The organism is Photobacterium sp. (assembly GCF_033720175.1).
Classification (GTDB): Bacteria; Pseudomonadota; Gammaproteobacteria; order Enterobacterales; family Vibrionaceae; genus Photobacterium.
This window is the reverse complement of record NZ_JAWWDA010000002.1, coordinates 274,516-290,378: the sequence shown is the minus strand read 5'-3', so window position 1 is coordinate 290,378 and position 15,863 is coordinate 274,516. Positions and strand designations below refer to the sequence as shown.

Here is a 15,863-nt window from a genome sequence, read left to right as displayed (position 1 = left end):
AGAATACGATACATTAAGCGTGCATATTAAGCAGTAAAGTGCATTCAATTGCAATGAAATAACTATAAATTTGAACTCATTTCATATTATTACTTGATAACTAAGCGTTGCGGAATGATAAGTGACCAGTAAGAGCTCGATAACTAATCATAGAAAAGCACTCGTGAGCTTTTACCTCAGATCGCGTGTTCAATTATTCTGTCAGATCGGTATCTATCCAGTATTTTGATCCTGAAATATTGGCATCAATCAACAGTCCTTTTTCACCAATCTGGTAGATTACCATTCCACCGTTGTATTTAGCGGTGAGCTCGGCACTTTCAGTTCCCGCAACGACGCTCATTTCTGAAGTTGCTTCCCAACCATCACTGACAAAGCCGTCAAAGGTCTTTTGATCTTCAAAAAAGATCACTTGCTGATAAAACTTGCCACCAAAACCCGCGGCTAATCCAGCCCCGAACATCTTCATATAGGTGTGGCTGTTCGTTTGACGATTTATCGCAACCCCAGCCCCTTGGTTGGTGTGAAGCAGCAATGAAAATTGACGCGAATCGAACACCGCATAACCGTAAGCTACGTCGAACAATAACTTTGCTGAAGGCTGTTTATTGAACAACCGAACCAGAGCGGTATCTGCCATAATATTGAGTGCTTCACGGGCCTCATCTGGCGTTTCCGGTTTCAGCATTTCATCCAACTTGGCTTCACCGGCATCAAGCCATTCCTTACCCGTCTCAATCGAACTATCAGTCCATTCGCCGGCAGTATTGAATGCGTCTTCTCCCCAGTCAGACACTGAATCCCATGTTTCTTTAGAGAAGTCAGACACACTTTCCCAGGCTTGCTTACTGCTTTCGCTGACTTTAGTGCCAATCTCTGACGCTGTTTCCTTCAGCTCTTCCCAAGTTGCATGGGCAGGTAAAGCAAACAGACTCAGTGCAATAACAACGGCTCGATATTTCATAGCAGTACCCTCTTTGTGAAGCCGATAGCCACATCAATGGCTATCGGTATCAAAGTGACTCAGAAAGCGACGTTAACCAGAAAAGAAATCAATTAACCCATCGCTGTTACTTCTGCTTTGGACGGAATGGCTTAATAACGCCCTCATTACACTCAAAGTATGGGCCGTCCATCAGGTCGATACAATAAGGTATCGCAGGAAAAACCGCATCCAGGCATTCACGGATAGATTTCGGCTTACCCGGCAGGTTTACAATCAGGCTATCGCCGCGAAGACCCGCAGTCTGACGAGACAGAATCGCCGTCGGTACAAACTTCAAGGATTCAGCACGCATGAGCTCGCCAAAACCTGGCATCATACGATCGCATACCGCTTCGGTTGCTTCCGGTGTAACATCGCGCTTTGCCGGACCGGTGCCACCCGTTGTCACAATCAGGCTGCAGTTCTGCTCATCGGCCATTTTGATCAGTGTTGCTTCAATCACATCTTGCTCATCCGGGATCACTTCATACACTGGCTCCCAAGGTGACGTCAGATAGTCATTCAAGGTATCGATAATCGCCAGACCAGAAATATCTTCGTAAACGCCCGCACTTGCACGGTCACTGACTGTCACAATACCGATTTTCGCTTTGCTCATGTGTTATCCCTCGACCCTGATGGCCTTGCATGTCAATTTCAGCTCCTACGTCCATACCCGCAGACTTTGAGCCCGAGATAATGAACATAGAAATATCAAAAAACTTCTTAGAATGATTTGAGATGCAAGTTTAAGGAATAACGCCCGGAGGTTAAAGAGGCTGGATCAAGATAATAATATCAATCAATTAAAAATATTACTTTATTGGAAAGCATGATGCGCAAACACTTGCACATTAAGCTTGGTATTCCCTATTTGATTTCCCCTTATAAAGGATAGATCAACCAAGATAAGCCATTGTATAAAAAGATAAAACATTACGATCATGGTATCCAGAACGATTAAACCAGATCAATTGCTAAGTTAAGTATTCCATGGAATATATCCAATGAAGAAAACGCGGCAACAGAGATCAAAAAGAAGTGAGAAACAATGACCTCACTTCTGTCTTGAACTAATACCGGTTAAAAGGAAACAGCACTACTGATATCGTTTTTCGAAACAACAGAACCGCCCTTTAAAACATAGGCACAATTGGGGATATCGATAACAACATTTGAGACTTTTTCACAATCAAGCAGTACCAAATCAGCCCTTTTGCCAACACCAACACCATAGTCCTTAAGCCCTAACGCTTTTGCTGGATTATATGTCAACATAGGTAAAATTGTTTTTTGATCATCTGCACCACCAAGATGACAAGCAGGAATAGCAAGCATTGATATATGCAATAAATTACCGGTGCTAAAAGGTGTAAATGCGTTTTGAATATTATTGGTTGCTAGGCAGACATTAACCCCACCATCTCGTAAGGCCCTGACAGGAGCAATCATACGACGAACACTGTATTCATCTCCCCTCGCCCCCAGATGCATATCTGTAGCGGGCAAACACATCACACTGATTTCTGCGGCTTTTATCAAGGAAATAAGACGTGTTCTTTCCTCGGCATTGACTGCATCTAAGGCTGTCAGATGCCCCACACTTACTCTTCCTTGCCAGCCTTGTTCAATGGTTTTATTAGCGACATACTCAATGGATAATGAATCGGCATTATCAGAAAAATCCTGATGTAAATCGATATCCTTATCAAATTCTTTTGCTAATTCAAAAACAAAATCAATATGCTCTTTTGCGGAAGAATCATTATATGGGATACCACCCACAACATCCGCTCCACGCATCATTGCCTCATACATCATTTCTTTTGTGCCTTCTGCTTTTATAATCCCCTCCTGAGGAAAAGCAACGACTTGAATAGTAATGATATCTTTATATTTCTCTCGCAGGGCCAAAACAGCATCTAAACCTGTAAAGCCTTGTGTCGGGTCAAATTCGGCATGGGCCCGAACATGCGTTGTGCCATTACGCACCAGTGCACGTAATGCTTTCGTCGCACGCTCAGTGATATCAGCAGACGTGAAGGTCGGTTTCAACGCTGCTGTGACGGCTATAGCTTCTTGCAATGTACCCGAAGCATTAGCCTTTCGATCCATAACATAAGCTTTTTCAAGGTGCAGATGGCTCTCTACAAACCCCGAAACAAGGACACGACCCAATCCCGCGATTTCATCGTTACCGACGCCTTCTATGCATGCTTCTATCGTTGTGATATAGCCATCGATAATACCTATATCAACAAGATGAAAATCATCAGTAATTCTTACTTGTCTTATAATTAAATCATAATTCATCTTAACCACCTACAAAGACTGAAATAACTATCAATAAAGCGAGACAAGCCAAAACATATGGCGTATTTCCTTTTGATACTTCTATAACTGGAATGCGGAAGCCTGATGATAATGCCTGCATTGTAATATTAACCAAACTCATTTGGCTACCCAGACCGACGGCAATAGAAACAAAACCAATTTGAACTGGTGTAAAACCTAATAATACCGTTACCGGCAGAACTAGCGTTAGGATAGAACCAACATAGGCACCAGCCGGTACACCCACAAAAAATCCGGCTAATATTGCGACAGGAACAACTATGCCACCAGGAGCTTGCTGAACAACACCCGCAATACTATCAAATGCGCCTGTTTCTCCGATAATATTGATAAAGGTTAGGAAGATCCCGACACCAAAAAGGCGGGTCAAGATATAGGATGAACCATCAATCATAGAATCAACTGATTCCGATAATGTCATCTTGCTGAAAATAAAGATTAACGCGATAGTCACGATGGAATACATCAATGGACCGAATAATGGGCTACCCAATACAGAGTTCAATCCAGGACCAGCAATAACAGCAAAAAGTAAGAAAATTGCAGGAATAGTTAGTCGCCATAATTCTGCTGGTGTCTTATTTTTAAACTCATCCGACTCTTCACCAACAAATAATTTTTTACTGCGCTTAATACCAACAAATGCAATCACTATCGAGATAGCAACAAATAATAACCAGAAAGGTCTCATAGAAGCGACATATTCTGCCACAGGTGTTCCGGACAAACTGGAAACAATACTACTTTCTAATGACGCTGGTGAAGTAGTAAAGGAGGCCGCGGCGGCAATAGACATACCGGCAATAACAGGAGGAATGGCTCCTACTGCTGCAAACGCAAGCGGCGCAATAACCATTGCACTACCACCACCAATACCTGACATATACGTTGCCGCAGCTTGTAAAATAACAATGAAGGCGCCGACATACTCCAATCTTCCGCCAATAGACCTACGTACTAACGTTAAGGCTGCAGTATAACTACCCGCTTTAAAAACAGCAGCCGCAATAGCAGAGTTAATAATTGGGACGGTTATCTTGAGCATCGAAGGAATAGTATCAAGTAGCATTTTATTGGCAGTAGAGATACCAACCCCCCCCAAAATCATTGCCATAACACCACCGGCCAATGCTGCAACCAACATATCAACCTGCATAAACAACAAAACTAGGATAAGTAAAAGGGGCAGAACACTGACGGAACGGTATAGAACAGTACTTGAATCACCTTGGGCAATAAACGCAAGCACAAAGCCCATAAAGACGATTGCTAGCAGGCTTATATTTTTACGACTGAGTAAAGACCCCGTCTCATTATCATCAGACAGGCTTAAACTTTTGTAATTTGACATAAATCAAATCTCTCTTTAATTAATTACCTAATCGGTTAAAACAATCAGTAACTTCTATCCAAAATACAATTAATGACATAAGTAAATATGCAAATACCGTTTTTACACACCGGTATTTGCATGATTACCAATAACCATGCCAATCTATTAAGGCTGTTATTCTTGGGTGATTTTAGTACCCGCTGTGCCGTTTAGAGAATCCAGAGCAAGGTTGAGATCTGCAATAACACCGACAGCTGAAGGGGTTGCTTCAACATAACCAATGATCGCATCAACTTTTGGCTGCATAGAGCCTTTGTCAAAGCTGTACTCTTTAAGTTTTGTTGTTGTGACCGAATCCAGTTTAACTTGATCTGGTTTTCCCCAGTTAAGGTAAACGCCATCACCGTCCGTCAGAATAAGGAAATAATCAGCGCTAATTTCACGTGAAAGCAATGATGCGGTAGAGTCTTTATCAATCACGCAATCAATATTATTTAGCTCTCCGTTATTATTCGCCACAGGGATACCACCACCACCACCGCAGATAACGATGTTGTCATTTGCAAGAGCTTGCTTAATGGCGTCACTTTCATACACTTTTTGTGGTGCTGGTGAGCCAACAACACGACGGTAGTATTCACCGTCTGGGCGTACTACCCAGTTGAATTTTTCAGCCAGTTCAGTTGCTTCTTCAAAGCTGTACACTTGGCCTATAAATTTTGACGGGGTTTCAAAAGCTGAATCATTCGCATCAACTTCGACGTGAGTCAGAATAGACGTAATATCTTTTTTCACTAGCTTACGTAATTCTTGTACGAGCATGGTGGCGATCATGCCCTGCGTTTCTGCAACCAAGCAGCTTAGTGGATAAGAAGGCACGGCATCGTAGGCGTCATTTTGCTGGCATAATAAGCCAACTTGAGGACCGTTGCCGTGCACGATTGCAACTTGATAATGTTCGCTTAATTTAGCAATAGATGCCGCCGCAACTTTTACACTTTCAAGTTGATTTTCATATGACGCCACTTGCCCGCGACGTAATAGGGCATTACCACCTAATGCAATAACAATTGTTGGTTTCATAATAATCTCTTATTGTATGTATTCGAACGCTAAACCGATCCCGAGAAGTGTATCGAGACCAGACGTGTGTCCGTGCTTGATGAATTGGTTAATTTCAAATTGCTTTCTGTTTATATCTTTATTAAAAGCTAAAATTAAACGATATAACGGATAGGAAACGTCACCTTTGACCGCATCCTCAATAAAGCTCTTGCTGATAGATGTTGTCTGCATATTGATATCTATCTGCTGCAGAGCTTCAATTATCATTGGAATATATTTATCTTCTTTACCAGACAAATAAATCACTGCTAACACGCCAACTAAAGCATCATCAAAGCTGGGGGTTAATCCTTGTCCTGTACCAATCTTGTCTACCACGCATTTGGCAGTCATTACATTCGGCTTCTGGAGGAACTCAACTAATTTATCAATAGGAGGTAATGTCTCTTTTAACATTACGTGGTTTGTGTATCCAAAGCCATTATTGCCTTTTTCTGGTAAAAAAAAGCATGATGGAACACAACACAATTCACTATTTTTTTTGACAGCTAGCGTTAGTTTTCTTACTGCCGGTATAATACTGACGTGTCCAACTTTGATCGTACCGCTAATATCAACAATAACATCTGTTATGGTATGAAATAACGATTTAACAAAGTCATAATCGTCACGTCTTAAAGTTAATCCGAAAGAGCTCATATAATGAACATTAGGGTGCAGTGAGAATAAAACCCCGTCTTCATTGATTAAATTAATGGCTTTATCGTGAATACTCAACAGACTATATTCGCCCTGTAATCTCAGGCTTGAAGAAACTGCTTGTGCCGGTAATGTAATCATAATGACACTTAGGGTCAGCAACTCTTTGCTGCTGCCCTCCTCTTTCACGTTGTTACGCGTCGACTTCTGCGGCAAGTGCTTCTAGTGCCGTTTCAAAACATCCAATTGGTGCACGTACAGTACCGGCACCAACCTGACCAATACCCGGATCTTTGTGTGCGATACCGGTATTGATTAATGGTGTGATACCCGTTTCGATAACTCGACGAATATCAAGGCCCAGACATGCACCTTTGAAGTTCCATGTTGGAATTTGAAGCATATCATTGTTATCTATATAGATTTCGCTCATTTCATCAGAGGTATCAAGTGCTGCATCAAAGCCACCCGCACCAACGAAGCGAGTCACACCAGGCGCTGCAATCATCGCTGCGCCACCGACACCGAATGCTTCAGTGATAGCACTGTCGCCGATATCTGAGTTTGCATCACTCTGACTGTAACCTGTAAAGAATAGCCCTTCAGGTGTGTTAACCGGAGCTGTAAACCATTGGTCGCCAAGGCCACTTACTCGGATACCGAAGTCTTTACCGTTACGAGTCAGTGCTGTAACGATTGAACCTTTACCAACAGATGCAGCTGCGTCCATGACCGCTTTGCAATATGCCATTGTTAAGTTTAAGAAGAACTGATCCGTAACGCTCAGGAATTCAAGTACTTTTGTGATTTTCGCAATGTCTCTGTCTTGGCGTGCAATGTGCGGCGCTAGTGTTTTTGCCAAAATCGCTGATGCAGCAATGTTACGCTGGTGGAATTCATCACCCATCGTGATTGCCTGTGCCATGATAGATGTTAGATCAATGCCACCTTCAATTTTGCTTAGCGCTTCGTCCAGCATTGGAGCAAAATCATCACGCATCCATACAAGGCGTTCTTGTACATCTGGGCCGTAGGCACCAAAACGCATCACTTTACCGATACCTTCGTTAAGGTTGCAGTACGCTGTATTGCCATGTTCGGTGTTCTTCACAACGATCACAGGCATCGTTGCAGAAGTGATACCACCCATTGGGCCAACTGCATTTGCATGGTGGCATGGCAGGAAGTCAATTTCGCCTGCACTCAGGATCTCCAGAGCTTCTTCTTCTGTCTTGACCCAACCTTCATATAAAGACGCACCAATGCACGCGCCTTTCATTGGGCCCGTCATGTCTTCCCATTTAATTGGTGGACCAGCATGAAGCAGAGTTCGTTTACCGGCAAGCTCAGGAATAACATCTGCAGCAGGCTTTACACCAACCCAAAAAGGTCGTGCTGCTTTGATTTTTGCTACAACTTCTTTGTTTGCTTCATTCATATCGTATTTCATGTTCGTTCACCTAGATTAAGACAATTTATTCAATAATTCAGTCAGATGTGCATTACCGCCTGCGACAGGAGCCCAGCGGTAGTGAATTGCGGTTGCATTACATGTCAGCAAGTCTTCCGCAAATCCGGATAGACCGATGTTGATAATTTTTGGTTGCTGCAATAAATAATGCGGTGCTTCGTTTGACTCTTGCGGCAGATCGCATGATGTCAAAATCGAGCTGAATGTCACCGCTTCAGATACTGAATCAACAACTTTGATTTCCGCACTCTCAAGCGTCGAAATTTGCTCTTCACGATTTTGAGGATCTTCAGTCGTACCGGTTACGGTTGCGATGACAGCAAAAGGCGTTTTTCGTTTTTCACGAAGTTCTTTTACCGCGTCAGCAATTGCACCAGCAGGATCCATGTGGCCACCAAAACCGAGTACCACATCTATAAGGAGCACGCCGAAATCCTGATCGATGAGGTCGTGAATTTGGTCGGTTCGGGTTGATGGGTCGATCATTGGATGCGGTCGGCCAACCGTATACGCATCATCACCAAGGTCAATGATCAGGTGGCCCTGGTCGTTGAGCATCTCACCATTTTCGTGTGTACTAGACACTTTCAAGCCAAATTTTTCTGCAACCAGCATACCGGCTTCAGCAGCAAGCGTACCGCCCGTATAGAGACCGCGAATCTTTTGACCTTTAAATGAATAGCCACCAAGCTGTGAACTGAATGCAAGAGCATCAGCGAGTTGGTTAGCCGTTTTTGCCGCTTCATCTAATGTATAGGAAAGGTGCACATTTCCCATTCTCTCAGCTTCCGGTTTATCGCCGAGGAACAATGCGACAACAGGTTTGCTGAGTGTTTGCATTTTTTCAATAATATCTTTGCGAACACTAGGAGCCGGCGGTTTAGAGACAAAAGCAATCACTTGTGTATCATTGTCTTTGTCCAGCATTTCTAATGCGATTTTGGCACTGATACCGCCAACTTCTTCAGACAAATCTCGGCCACCCAGACCCAGCGCATGAGTCACGCCACCACCCAGTAATGCTATTTGAGAACATAGCTCCTGGATACCGGTGCCAGATGCGCCGACGATGCCGATTGGCCCTTTAGGCATTCTGTTGGCAAATGCCAGAGGGATACCTGAAAGGTACGCGGTACCGCAGTCAGGTCCCATAACAAGTAAACCTTTATCACGAGCCTGTTCTTTCAATGCGCGCTCTTGTGATGCAGAGACATTGTCTGAGAACATCATCACGTTAAGGCCGCGATCTAAAGCCTGCTGTGCCGTTGCTGTTGCATATTCACCAGCAACAGAGATCAATGCCAGGTTTGCATCAGGAAGAAGTTTTTCTGCACGCGTCCAGCTACGTGCCATAGGTAACATTTTACCTTTTGAACCACTTGCAATATTAGCCAGTTCCGCATCAAGGTTGGTTGAAACCTCTTCAAGCACTTCTTGAGAGTCAGTATCTGCATCAACCGCAATACAGATATCATTCGGTGTCGCTGTTGCAAACATTTCGTGCCATAGACCCGTCGTCTGAAACAGATCTTTGTTTGCTGGTGTGCCCATCATTACGGACACTTGATTCACGGAGTCCATTGACGAAAGTTTTTTTGAAATAATCATCAAGCTTACTGAATCTTGAAAGCAACTTGATTTAATAAACGCGTTTATCATTTTGTACCTCAATTAGAGTAATTTGTATGGCAAGAAACTCTTCCCGTTAATTACGCTTTTTTCTCATTAATGCCGGAAAATGAAATTAATCCAACAATTAGTAGAGCCGCAGATAAATAGAAGCTTGATGCTAGGCTTCCTGTTGTGTCAGTCATAAAACCAGCAAGAGTCGGTGCGACAATCGATGAACTCATACCGATAAAGTTGAAAAGACCGAACGCCGATGAGTATTGTGATGGCTTAACACTGTCAGCAACACATGCAACTAGGATTGGGTCTAGTGCAAGCTTACCGACTAAGCCATAAACACAGATTGCTCCAATGACCATTGGCATCGTTGGTAAATACGCGATACATGAAACACTGATGATTGCCGCGATAAGTAGAGGAATAGCAACAACTTTTCGCTTGCCGATTTTGTCAGAAATTTTTGACCACAGTAGCGCACCAGGGATAGAAACCCAGGCAACGAGAGATGAAATAAAGCCAATTTCACTACCTTCAATACCACGTTCAGACTGAAGATAATACGGAAGCCACGTCAGGATAACGAAAAAGCCAAATAGTGAGCAGAATACCGTTACATAAACACGTAACAAGTTTTTGTCTTTAATTAACTCAAGAAAGCTAACCTTCTCCGTCTCTTGATCTGAGCTTGCTTCTTTTTTCTTCTCTTTTACAAAAAACAAGATTAGCAGGGCAACGATAATCGTTGGAATTGCCATCACATAGAACGGCATACGCCATGTAAAACCAAGATCATAAACAAGCCAACTTGCAACCATGAAACCGCCAGCAGTACCAACAGCCATACCTGAGTTGATTATGGCAGTACCGAAAGAACGCTTGTCTGCTGGAATATGCTCGCTTGAAAGGCCGTATTGCGGGCCATAGTATGTACCTTGACCGGCACCTGTTGCTCCTCGAGCAAAAAGCAGCGCGGTTAATGATTTCGCCCAACCTGTAACGGCTGTAAAAATACCAAAAATGATGAAGCCAGGTACGAGGACTTTTTTCTTGCCAATTTTGTCACCAAGTATTCCCGATGGAACTTGCAACGCGGCATAAACAAAGAAGAATGCAGAGTTAATTAAACCCAATTCGGTATTGCTTAAAGAAAATTCTTTCTGAATATCTCCCATAACAGGATTAAGAATAGTTCGGTCGGCATACATAAAAACCCAGCCTAACCAGAACATTCCAACGGTAACCCACCACGCAGGTATACCCACCTTTTGTATAGCTGACTTACTAATAGTCTTTTCGTTCATAATATTCCCTTTTTACGGTATTTAAATTCTGTTTATATTTACGCTTACTGAGAAGAATATTAAAAGTGATGCAAATCACGTAACAATCATTGTTCAGGTTTTTTAAACAATGGGTTTGGTATAATTAGAATATTTAATAAACCCTTAAATTTAAGGCGGAAAATAATTTTAAGTTATTGATAAATATGGACAATAAAACAATCCACGCAGACATGTTGCTTTTATAAAAAATGGGTACGCATCACATTGGAATCTGCCTTATTTGATATAATCGTTAACAATTAATAACTGAGTATGTATTGTGATTTTGAAATATATAGCTGCTGCAGTCTTTTTTTATGTTCTATGTTCCGGAATTTCATATTCAAGTACAGCACAAGCCAACTCGACGATCCGTTTTCACCACGATATGGCGATTAATAGTGCGCTACATGAAGGTGCCATTGCATTTCAACGTGAAATGGCGAAGTTGAGCGATAATAAAATGACTGTCGAACTTTATCCTGCCAACAGTCTCGGTGACGATCAGTATGCAACTGAGCTTTTACAAATTGGTATTATTCAAGTAGCCGTTGTTCCGACATCAAAATTAGCCAACTTTAGCCCCAGTTTAAAAACACTTGACTACCCATACCTGTTTGGCAATAAAGAGAGTGCTTATCGCGTGTTGGATGGCCCGATCGGAGCTGAGATGCTGGATGATATGCGAAGTAAAGGCATCGAGGGAGTTGGCTTCTGGGAATCCGGCTTCAAGCAAATTACCTGTAATAATGTCTTTAGCCAAGAGAAGCCTGAAGAAGATGAAATTCTTAAAGGCATACCCGTTCGCATTATGGCGAGTGATGTTCTTAATAAGCAATATCAAGCAGCTAAGGCACTTCCGCTAGTGATCCCTTTCAGTGAAATTTATGTCGCCCTGCAGCATGGTCTAGCTAAATGTCAGGAAAACCCAATTGTCTCTATCGCAAAGATGCGAATTTACGAAGTTCAAAATGAGCTTCTTCTTAGTAATCACGGGTATCTTGGATATGCGTTTATTGTATCATCACGTTGGTTTGATTCGCTAAATGACGAGGAAAAACGAATCCTTCGCGCTGCAGAGCAAACGGCTAGAAATGAGCAACGCAGAATCTCATCAGAACTTGAGCAGAGTTACCTGCAGGAAATTTTGAGTTCAGGATCCACCAAGTTAGTTTCGTCAAACTTTATCACACCTTTAAAACGTAAATTTCTTCAAGTTGAAGCTGATCCTGAAACTCAGAAGATGATTGTTAGGATCAGAGGAAATGAAAAATGATCAGATCTAAAATCTTCTATGTCGCTCTAGGGGGATTAATGCTCTGTGTTACTCTTTTACTTATTTCAGAGGTTATACTGCGTAGTCTGTTTGGCACTTCACTCAGTTGGTCTTACGAAATAGCACGTACATTAATGATCTGGATGGTTTATATCGGCGCTATCGACCTAACTTATCGTGAAAGACATATCAATATCACTGTAATTGAAGATAAATTTCCAATATTAAAGAAGGTGACACGTTTACTTATGCTTAGTACCCAGCTTGCAGTTGGTTTAGTTTCTATTTCCTTTTTAAATATTATTATACCTTATGGTCAGACATCATCTACCACAGGACTACCGACATGGCTTAACTATGTTATTATTCCTGTTGTTTTCATTATGATGTTGTTCAATAAACCAGCAAGCAATTATGAGGTGACCTTATGATCATTTTACTTGTTTGCATGCTGTTAGCACTTATTATTATTGGAATGCCCATTTATGGCGCAATTTTATTTTCCTCGTTGGTGTATATATTCATCCGAGGTGATATTTACCCTGAACTTATAGCACAACAATTATATAGTGGCATTGACAAATACTCTTTACTCGCGATCCCATTATACATTTTTGCTGGAAATATTATTTCTTCATCCTGTATTGGTGAAAAAATAGTTTTATTTATGAAAAAAATTTTTGGCCACCTCCACGGTGGAATGGCGATCTCAACCGTTTTAAGTTCAATGTTTTTTTCACTGATCAGTGGGTCAGCTCCTGCAACCGTGTTAACGGTTGGACGTCTTTCAACTAAATCTATGCTTGATAGCGGATACAGTAAAAAGTTTACCTTGGGACTCATTGTCAGTACCGGCTCATTAGGTATTGTCATTCCTCCAAGTATATTCCTAATCGTTTATGGTGTCGTAACGGGATCATCCGTTCAAGATCTCTTCAAGTACGGTGCAATTGGTGGATTTATTTTTGGCAGCTTATTTATGCTCGGAACAGCTATTTATGCCAGAATTAATGGATATCCGCGAAAGAAATTGGCTTCTTTTCGTGAACTTGTGAATCAGTTTATCGATTCTGCACCGTCGTTGTTACTTCCGACTATTGTTATAGTTGGCATCTCAACAGGTATTACAAGCCCAACTGAAGCTGGTGTTATTATTATTGCCTACGGTATTTTTTTAGGTAGCCTTATTTATCGTGATTTATCGCTAAAGTCAATTTTCCAAATTGCGGTCCAATCAGCTTTAACCTGTAGCCAAATCATGATCATTATGGCTGCCGCCAGTCTACTTGGTTGGTTGATTGCTGAGAGTAATGTTCTTAATGTTATTTATTCATTATTCAGTGGCTTTGATAACCTTTTTATACCTTTATTACTTCTCAATATTATTTTTTTAGTCCTGGGTATGCTGATTGATGTTACATCTTTGGCCGTTATTCTCAGTGGTATTATTGTAGCAATAAGTAAGAGCCTTGATGTATCACTTGTTGCTATTGGTGTTATTATGGCGGTGACCGGAGCCATTGGTATGTTTACCCCGCCATTTGGTTTGAGTCTTTTTGTCGCAAAAGACATAGGCGGAGAGTCGTACACAGACACAGTTAATGCGTTAAAACCTTTCTACTTGATGTCGTGTTTTGCTTTGCTTGTCGTCAACATAGTTATTCTTGCTCTGGTTTAATGAGCAGATAGGAATTAGATAATGCTCAACTTAGACCTTGAATCAATCAGAACCTTTTTAGCTGTTGCAAATTGCAACTCGTTCAATCAGGCGGCAAAGCAGGTTCATCGCTCAACAGCAACAGTGACTTACCGCATCAAATCGCTAGAAAAAGAGTTTGGTGTGGAACTGATCAAAAGAAGTACACGCTGTGTTAAGTTAACGTCTGACGGAGAGTATTTAAAAAACAGACTGGAAGTACTTATTAATGATTTTTCTGGACTAAGTACAGACATTCATCAAATGAAAAATAATATTGAGCAATCTGTCGGTATCGCAGTTAACGAATTGCTTTATGATAGATTTGCCGTTACAAGACTTACCAGCTACTTGCATGATAAATACCCAAATACCGAAATTTGTTTTTTCCGTGAAGTGTATAATGGTGTTTGGGGTTCACTGCTGTCAGAAGACTCTCAGTTCGCTATTGGTGCGCCGGGTTGGCATTCGATCAGTAATGATCTTGAATCTACGTCTATGGGGGAAATCACATGGATGTTTGTTGCTTCACCTACCCATGCTGTGAGCCGTTGTCATAAAATACTGTCAGATGATGAACTTAGAAAATTCACAGCGATTAACGTCGAAGACACCAGTCGTCATCTTGTTCGACGTAAAGCATGGTTGCTCAAGGGGCAAAAAGAGTTAATTGTCCCTGATTTTGAAACTAAAGTGCATATGCATACTCAGGGCATTGGAGTCGGTTTTTTACCTAAAAACATTGCCATGCGACTCCTTAATTCTGGGCAGTTGATCACTCGCAATGTTGCAAATCCTCGCAGTAACTCCCCTATATCTTTTGGCTGGCGCAAAGATGCGACAGGTAAAATTATTTCTGAATTGAGAGAGATGGTTCGAACTAATCATCCTTTGCTTGCGCCTTTCTGCGCGAATATTGACAAGCATTAGGTATCGGGGGGTATTCTAGGCTTACCGTTACAATCAAACCCACTTGATCTGTAAATTGTTCACATAAAGCATCCATTTTTTGGTCCAAAGAGTATTTGAACAACACAAAAGCTAGTAACGGTTAAGCCAGTAAGCTTTCTTTAACTGCGGTTACAACATGAAAATTTTGCTGTATCGTAACTTGATAAGCTTCGAACACAAAAAAGCCGTTGATAATCAACGGATTTTTTGTTTTTAATGTGGCAGAGAGATAGGGATTTGAACCCTTGGTTCTCCCAAGCATCAGGCATAAAAAAACCGCTGACAAGTCAGCGGTTTCTTTGTATATGGCGGAGAGATAGGGATTTGAACCCTAGATACGCTATAAACGTATGCCGGTTTTCAAGACCGGTGCTTTCAACCACTCAGCCATCTCTCCAGTGCGGCGGATAATACAGAGGTCTGTTCAAGCTGTAAAGTGGCTTACGGAAAATTTATTGTTAACTGCCAAAACTATCATCAACACGAATAAATATCCCTCAAATATATAAGCAACCACACCCGACGAAACTATCTGTTATGATTTAAGCCGCTTAGGATAATCATAATAAATCGGAATCACTTTTCCATTCCCCAGTTCCTGCCACGATGAGACATTAAACCCAAACACGATAATGCCACATGTCGGTACATTTTCGATCTCAAAGCCAAGCATATTCATCAGATCATTAATCGCAGGATTATGGCAAACCATCATCACTCGTTTCAGCCGATCGTCGGTTGCTTTAATCTGAGCGAGCAATTCAAACGCCGATTCAGTATACAGTTCAGTACTGATTTCAAGCTCCGGTGTATTGGCCAGTCCCTGAGCGAAAATATGCGCCGTCTGCTGTGCCCTGATTGCACTGCTTGTAACGACCCTTTGCGGTGTTGCCAGCAAGGCATTTAACCGTTCGACCATTGCAGAGGCATTTCTCATTCCCCTTTTGTTCAACGGTCGATCATGATCATCCAGCGTCGGATCATCCCAAGAGGATTTTGCATGGCGAAGAAGAAAAAGTTGTTTCATCGCTGTCACCTACGGTACTGAGCGGCCTTGCCTAAAGCCCGCTGAATTCTGCAT

General features: G+C 41.9%; 14 protein-coding genes and 1 tRNA gene. 4 read left to right on the top strand and 11 right to left on the bottom strand.

Annotation, left to right across the window (positions count from 1 at the left end):
- Positions 1-193 precede the first annotated feature (193 nt).
- The 9 genes from R3289_RS03910 to R3289_RS03870 form a co-directional block, all read right to left on the bottom strand.
- Positions 194-964 carry a hypothetical protein gene (locus R3289_RS03910; RefSeq protein ID WP_318924179.1) on the bottom strand — a complete coding sequence of 257 codons (771 nt, stop codon included), beginning with the start codon at positions 962-964 and terminating at the stop codon, positions 194-196.
- Positions 965-1,070: 106 nt separating this feature from the next.
- Positions 1,071-1,604 (bottom strand): molybdopterin adenylyltransferase, encoded by a 534-nt coding sequence (gene mog, locus R3289_RS03905; protein ID WP_318924178.1) that lies wholly within the window; start codon positions 1,602-1,604, stop codon positions 1,071-1,073.
- A 464-nt stretch (positions 1,605-2,068) separates the two neighbouring features.
- Positions 2,069-3,298, bottom strand: a complete 1,230-nt coding sequence (locus R3289_RS03900) for an amidohydrolase family protein (RefSeq protein ID WP_318924177.1) — start codon at positions 3,296-3,298, stop codon at positions 2,069-2,071.
- A 1-nt stretch (position 3,299) separates the two neighbouring features.
- The gene (locus R3289_RS03895) at positions 3,300-4,691 is read right to left on the bottom strand and encodes a hypothetical protein (protein ID WP_318924176.1); all 1,392 of its coding nucleotides are present in this window, start codon (positions 4,689-4,691) and stop codon (positions 3,300-3,302) included.
- A 156-nt stretch (positions 4,692-4,847) separates the two neighbouring features.
- On the bottom strand, positions 4,848-5,756 hold the full coding sequence (locus R3289_RS03890) for a carbamate kinase (RefSeq protein WP_318924175.1): 909 nt from the start codon (positions 5,754-5,756) through the stop codon (positions 4,848-4,850).
- Between the two features lie 9 nt (positions 5,757-5,765).
- Positions 5,766-6,578 carry a DUF2877 domain-containing protein gene (locus R3289_RS03885; protein ID WP_318924174.1) on the bottom strand — a complete coding sequence of 271 codons (813 nt, stop codon included), beginning with the start codon at positions 6,576-6,578 and terminating at the stop codon, positions 5,766-5,768.
- Between the two features lie 52 nt (positions 6,579-6,630).
- Complete coding sequence (locus R3289_RS03880; protein WP_318924173.1) at positions 6,631-7,887, bottom strand: DUF1116 domain-containing protein; 1,257 nt, start codon at positions 7,885-7,887, stop codon at positions 6,631-6,633.
- 15 nt (positions 7,888-7,902) lie between these two features.
- On the bottom strand, positions 7,903-9,567 hold the full coding sequence (gene fdrA, locus R3289_RS03875) for an acyl-CoA synthetase FdrA (protein WP_318924172.1): 1,665 nt from the start codon (positions 9,565-9,567) through the stop codon (positions 7,903-7,905).
- Positions 9,568-9,617: 50 nt separating this feature from the next.
- Positions 9,618-10,838, bottom strand: coding sequence for an MFS transporter (locus R3289_RS03870; protein ID WP_318924171.1), 1,221 nt, complete (start codon positions 10,836-10,838; stop codon positions 9,618-9,620).
- Positions 10,839-11,139: 301 nt separating this feature from the next.
- On the opposite strand from R3289_RS03870, the gene R3289_RS03865 reads away from it, so the two are divergent.
- Genes R3289_RS03865 through R3289_RS03850 form a run of 4 tightly spaced genes read left to right on the top strand, consistent with a single transcriptional unit; the run spans position 11,140 to position 14,761 of the window.
- Positions 11,140-12,135: a TRAP transporter substrate-binding protein gene (locus R3289_RS03865; RefSeq protein ID WP_318924170.1), complete on the top strand. Its 996-nt coding sequence runs from the start codon at positions 11,140-11,142 to the stop codon at positions 12,133-12,135.
- Positions 12,132-12,566: a TRAP transporter small permease gene (locus R3289_RS03860; RefSeq protein ID WP_318924169.1), complete on the top strand. Its 435-nt coding sequence runs from the start codon at positions 12,132-12,134 to the stop codon at positions 12,564-12,566. The genes R3289_RS03865 and R3289_RS03860 overlap by 4 nt, the downstream gene beginning before the upstream one ends.
- A complete protein-coding gene (locus R3289_RS03855) occupies positions 12,563-13,813 on the top strand; it encodes a TRAP transporter large permease subunit (RefSeq protein ID WP_318924168.1) in 1,251 nt (416 codons plus the stop codon). Before R3289_RS03860 ends, R3289_RS03855 begins: the two co-directional genes overlap by 4 nt.
- A 21-nt stretch (positions 13,814-13,834) precedes the next feature.
- Positions 13,835-14,761, top strand: coding sequence for a LysR family transcriptional regulator (locus R3289_RS03850; RefSeq protein ID WP_318924167.1), 927 nt, complete (start codon positions 13,835-13,837; stop codon positions 14,759-14,761).
- A 327-nt stretch (positions 14,762-15,088) separates the two neighbouring features.
- Here the strand turns inward: R3289_RS03850 and R3289_RS03845 are convergent.
- Together R3289_RS03845 and R3289_RS03840 are read right to left on the bottom strand one after the other, a co-directional pair.
- Positions 15,089-15,179 (bottom strand) — tRNA-Ser (locus tag R3289_RS03845).
- A 138-nt stretch (positions 15,180-15,317) separates the two neighbouring features.
- A complete protein-coding gene (locus R3289_RS03840; protein ID WP_318924166.1) occupies positions 15,318-15,809 on the bottom strand; it encodes a SixA phosphatase family protein in 492 nt (163 codons plus the stop codon).
- Between the last annotated feature and the right edge of the window lie 54 nt (positions 15,810-15,863).

Bases quoted from the DNA above. Each gene is read 5' to 3' on its own strand.
- R3289_RS03840 (WP_318924166.1), bottom strand. From the start codon at position 15,809: ATGAAACAACTTTTTCTTCTTCGCCATGCAAAATCCTCTTGGGATGAT.
- R3289_RS03855 (WP_318924168.1), top strand. From the start codon at position 12,563: ATGATCATTTTACTTGTTTGCATGCTGTTAGCACTTATTATTATTGGA.
- mog (WP_318924178.1), bottom strand. From the start codon at position 1,604: ATGAGCAAAGCGAAAATCGGTATTGTGACAGTCAGTGACCGTGCAAGT.
- R3289_RS03880 (WP_318924173.1), bottom strand. From the start codon at position 7,887: ATGAAATACGATATGAATGAAGCAAACAAAGAAGTTGTAGCAAAAATC.
- R3289_RS03860 (WP_318924169.1), top strand. From the start codon at position 12,132: ATGATCAGATCTAAAATCTTCTATGTCGCTCTAGGGGGATTAATGCTC.
- R3289_RS03900 (WP_318924177.1), bottom strand. From the start codon at position 3,298: ATGAATTATGATTTAATTATAAGACAAGTAAGAATTACTGATGATTTT.
- R3289_RS03870 (WP_318924171.1), bottom strand. From the start codon at position 10,838: ATGAACGAAAAGACTATTAGTAAGTCAGCTATACAAAAGGTGGGTATA.
- R3289_RS03890 (WP_318924175.1), bottom strand. From the start codon at position 5,756: ATGAAACCAACAATTGTTATTGCATTAGGTGGTAATGCCCTATTACGT.
- R3289_RS03850 (WP_318924167.1), top strand. From the start codon at position 13,835: ATGCTCAACTTAGACCTTGAATCAATCAGAACCTTTTTAGCTGTTGCA.
- R3289_RS03885 (WP_318924174.1), bottom strand. From the start codon at position 6,578: ATGATTACATTACCGGCACAAGCAGTTTCTTCAAGCCTGAGATTACAG.
- R3289_RS03910 (WP_318924179.1), bottom strand. From the start codon at position 964: ATGAAATATCGAGCCGTTGTTATTGCACTGAGTCTGTTTGCTTTACCT.
- R3289_RS03895 (WP_318924176.1), bottom strand. From the start codon at position 4,691: ATGTCAAATTACAAAAGTTTAAGCCTGTCTGATGATAATGAGACGGGG.
- fdrA (WP_318924172.1), bottom strand. From the start codon at position 9,567: ATGATAAACGCGTTTATTAAATCAAGTTGCTTTCAAGATTCAGTAAGC.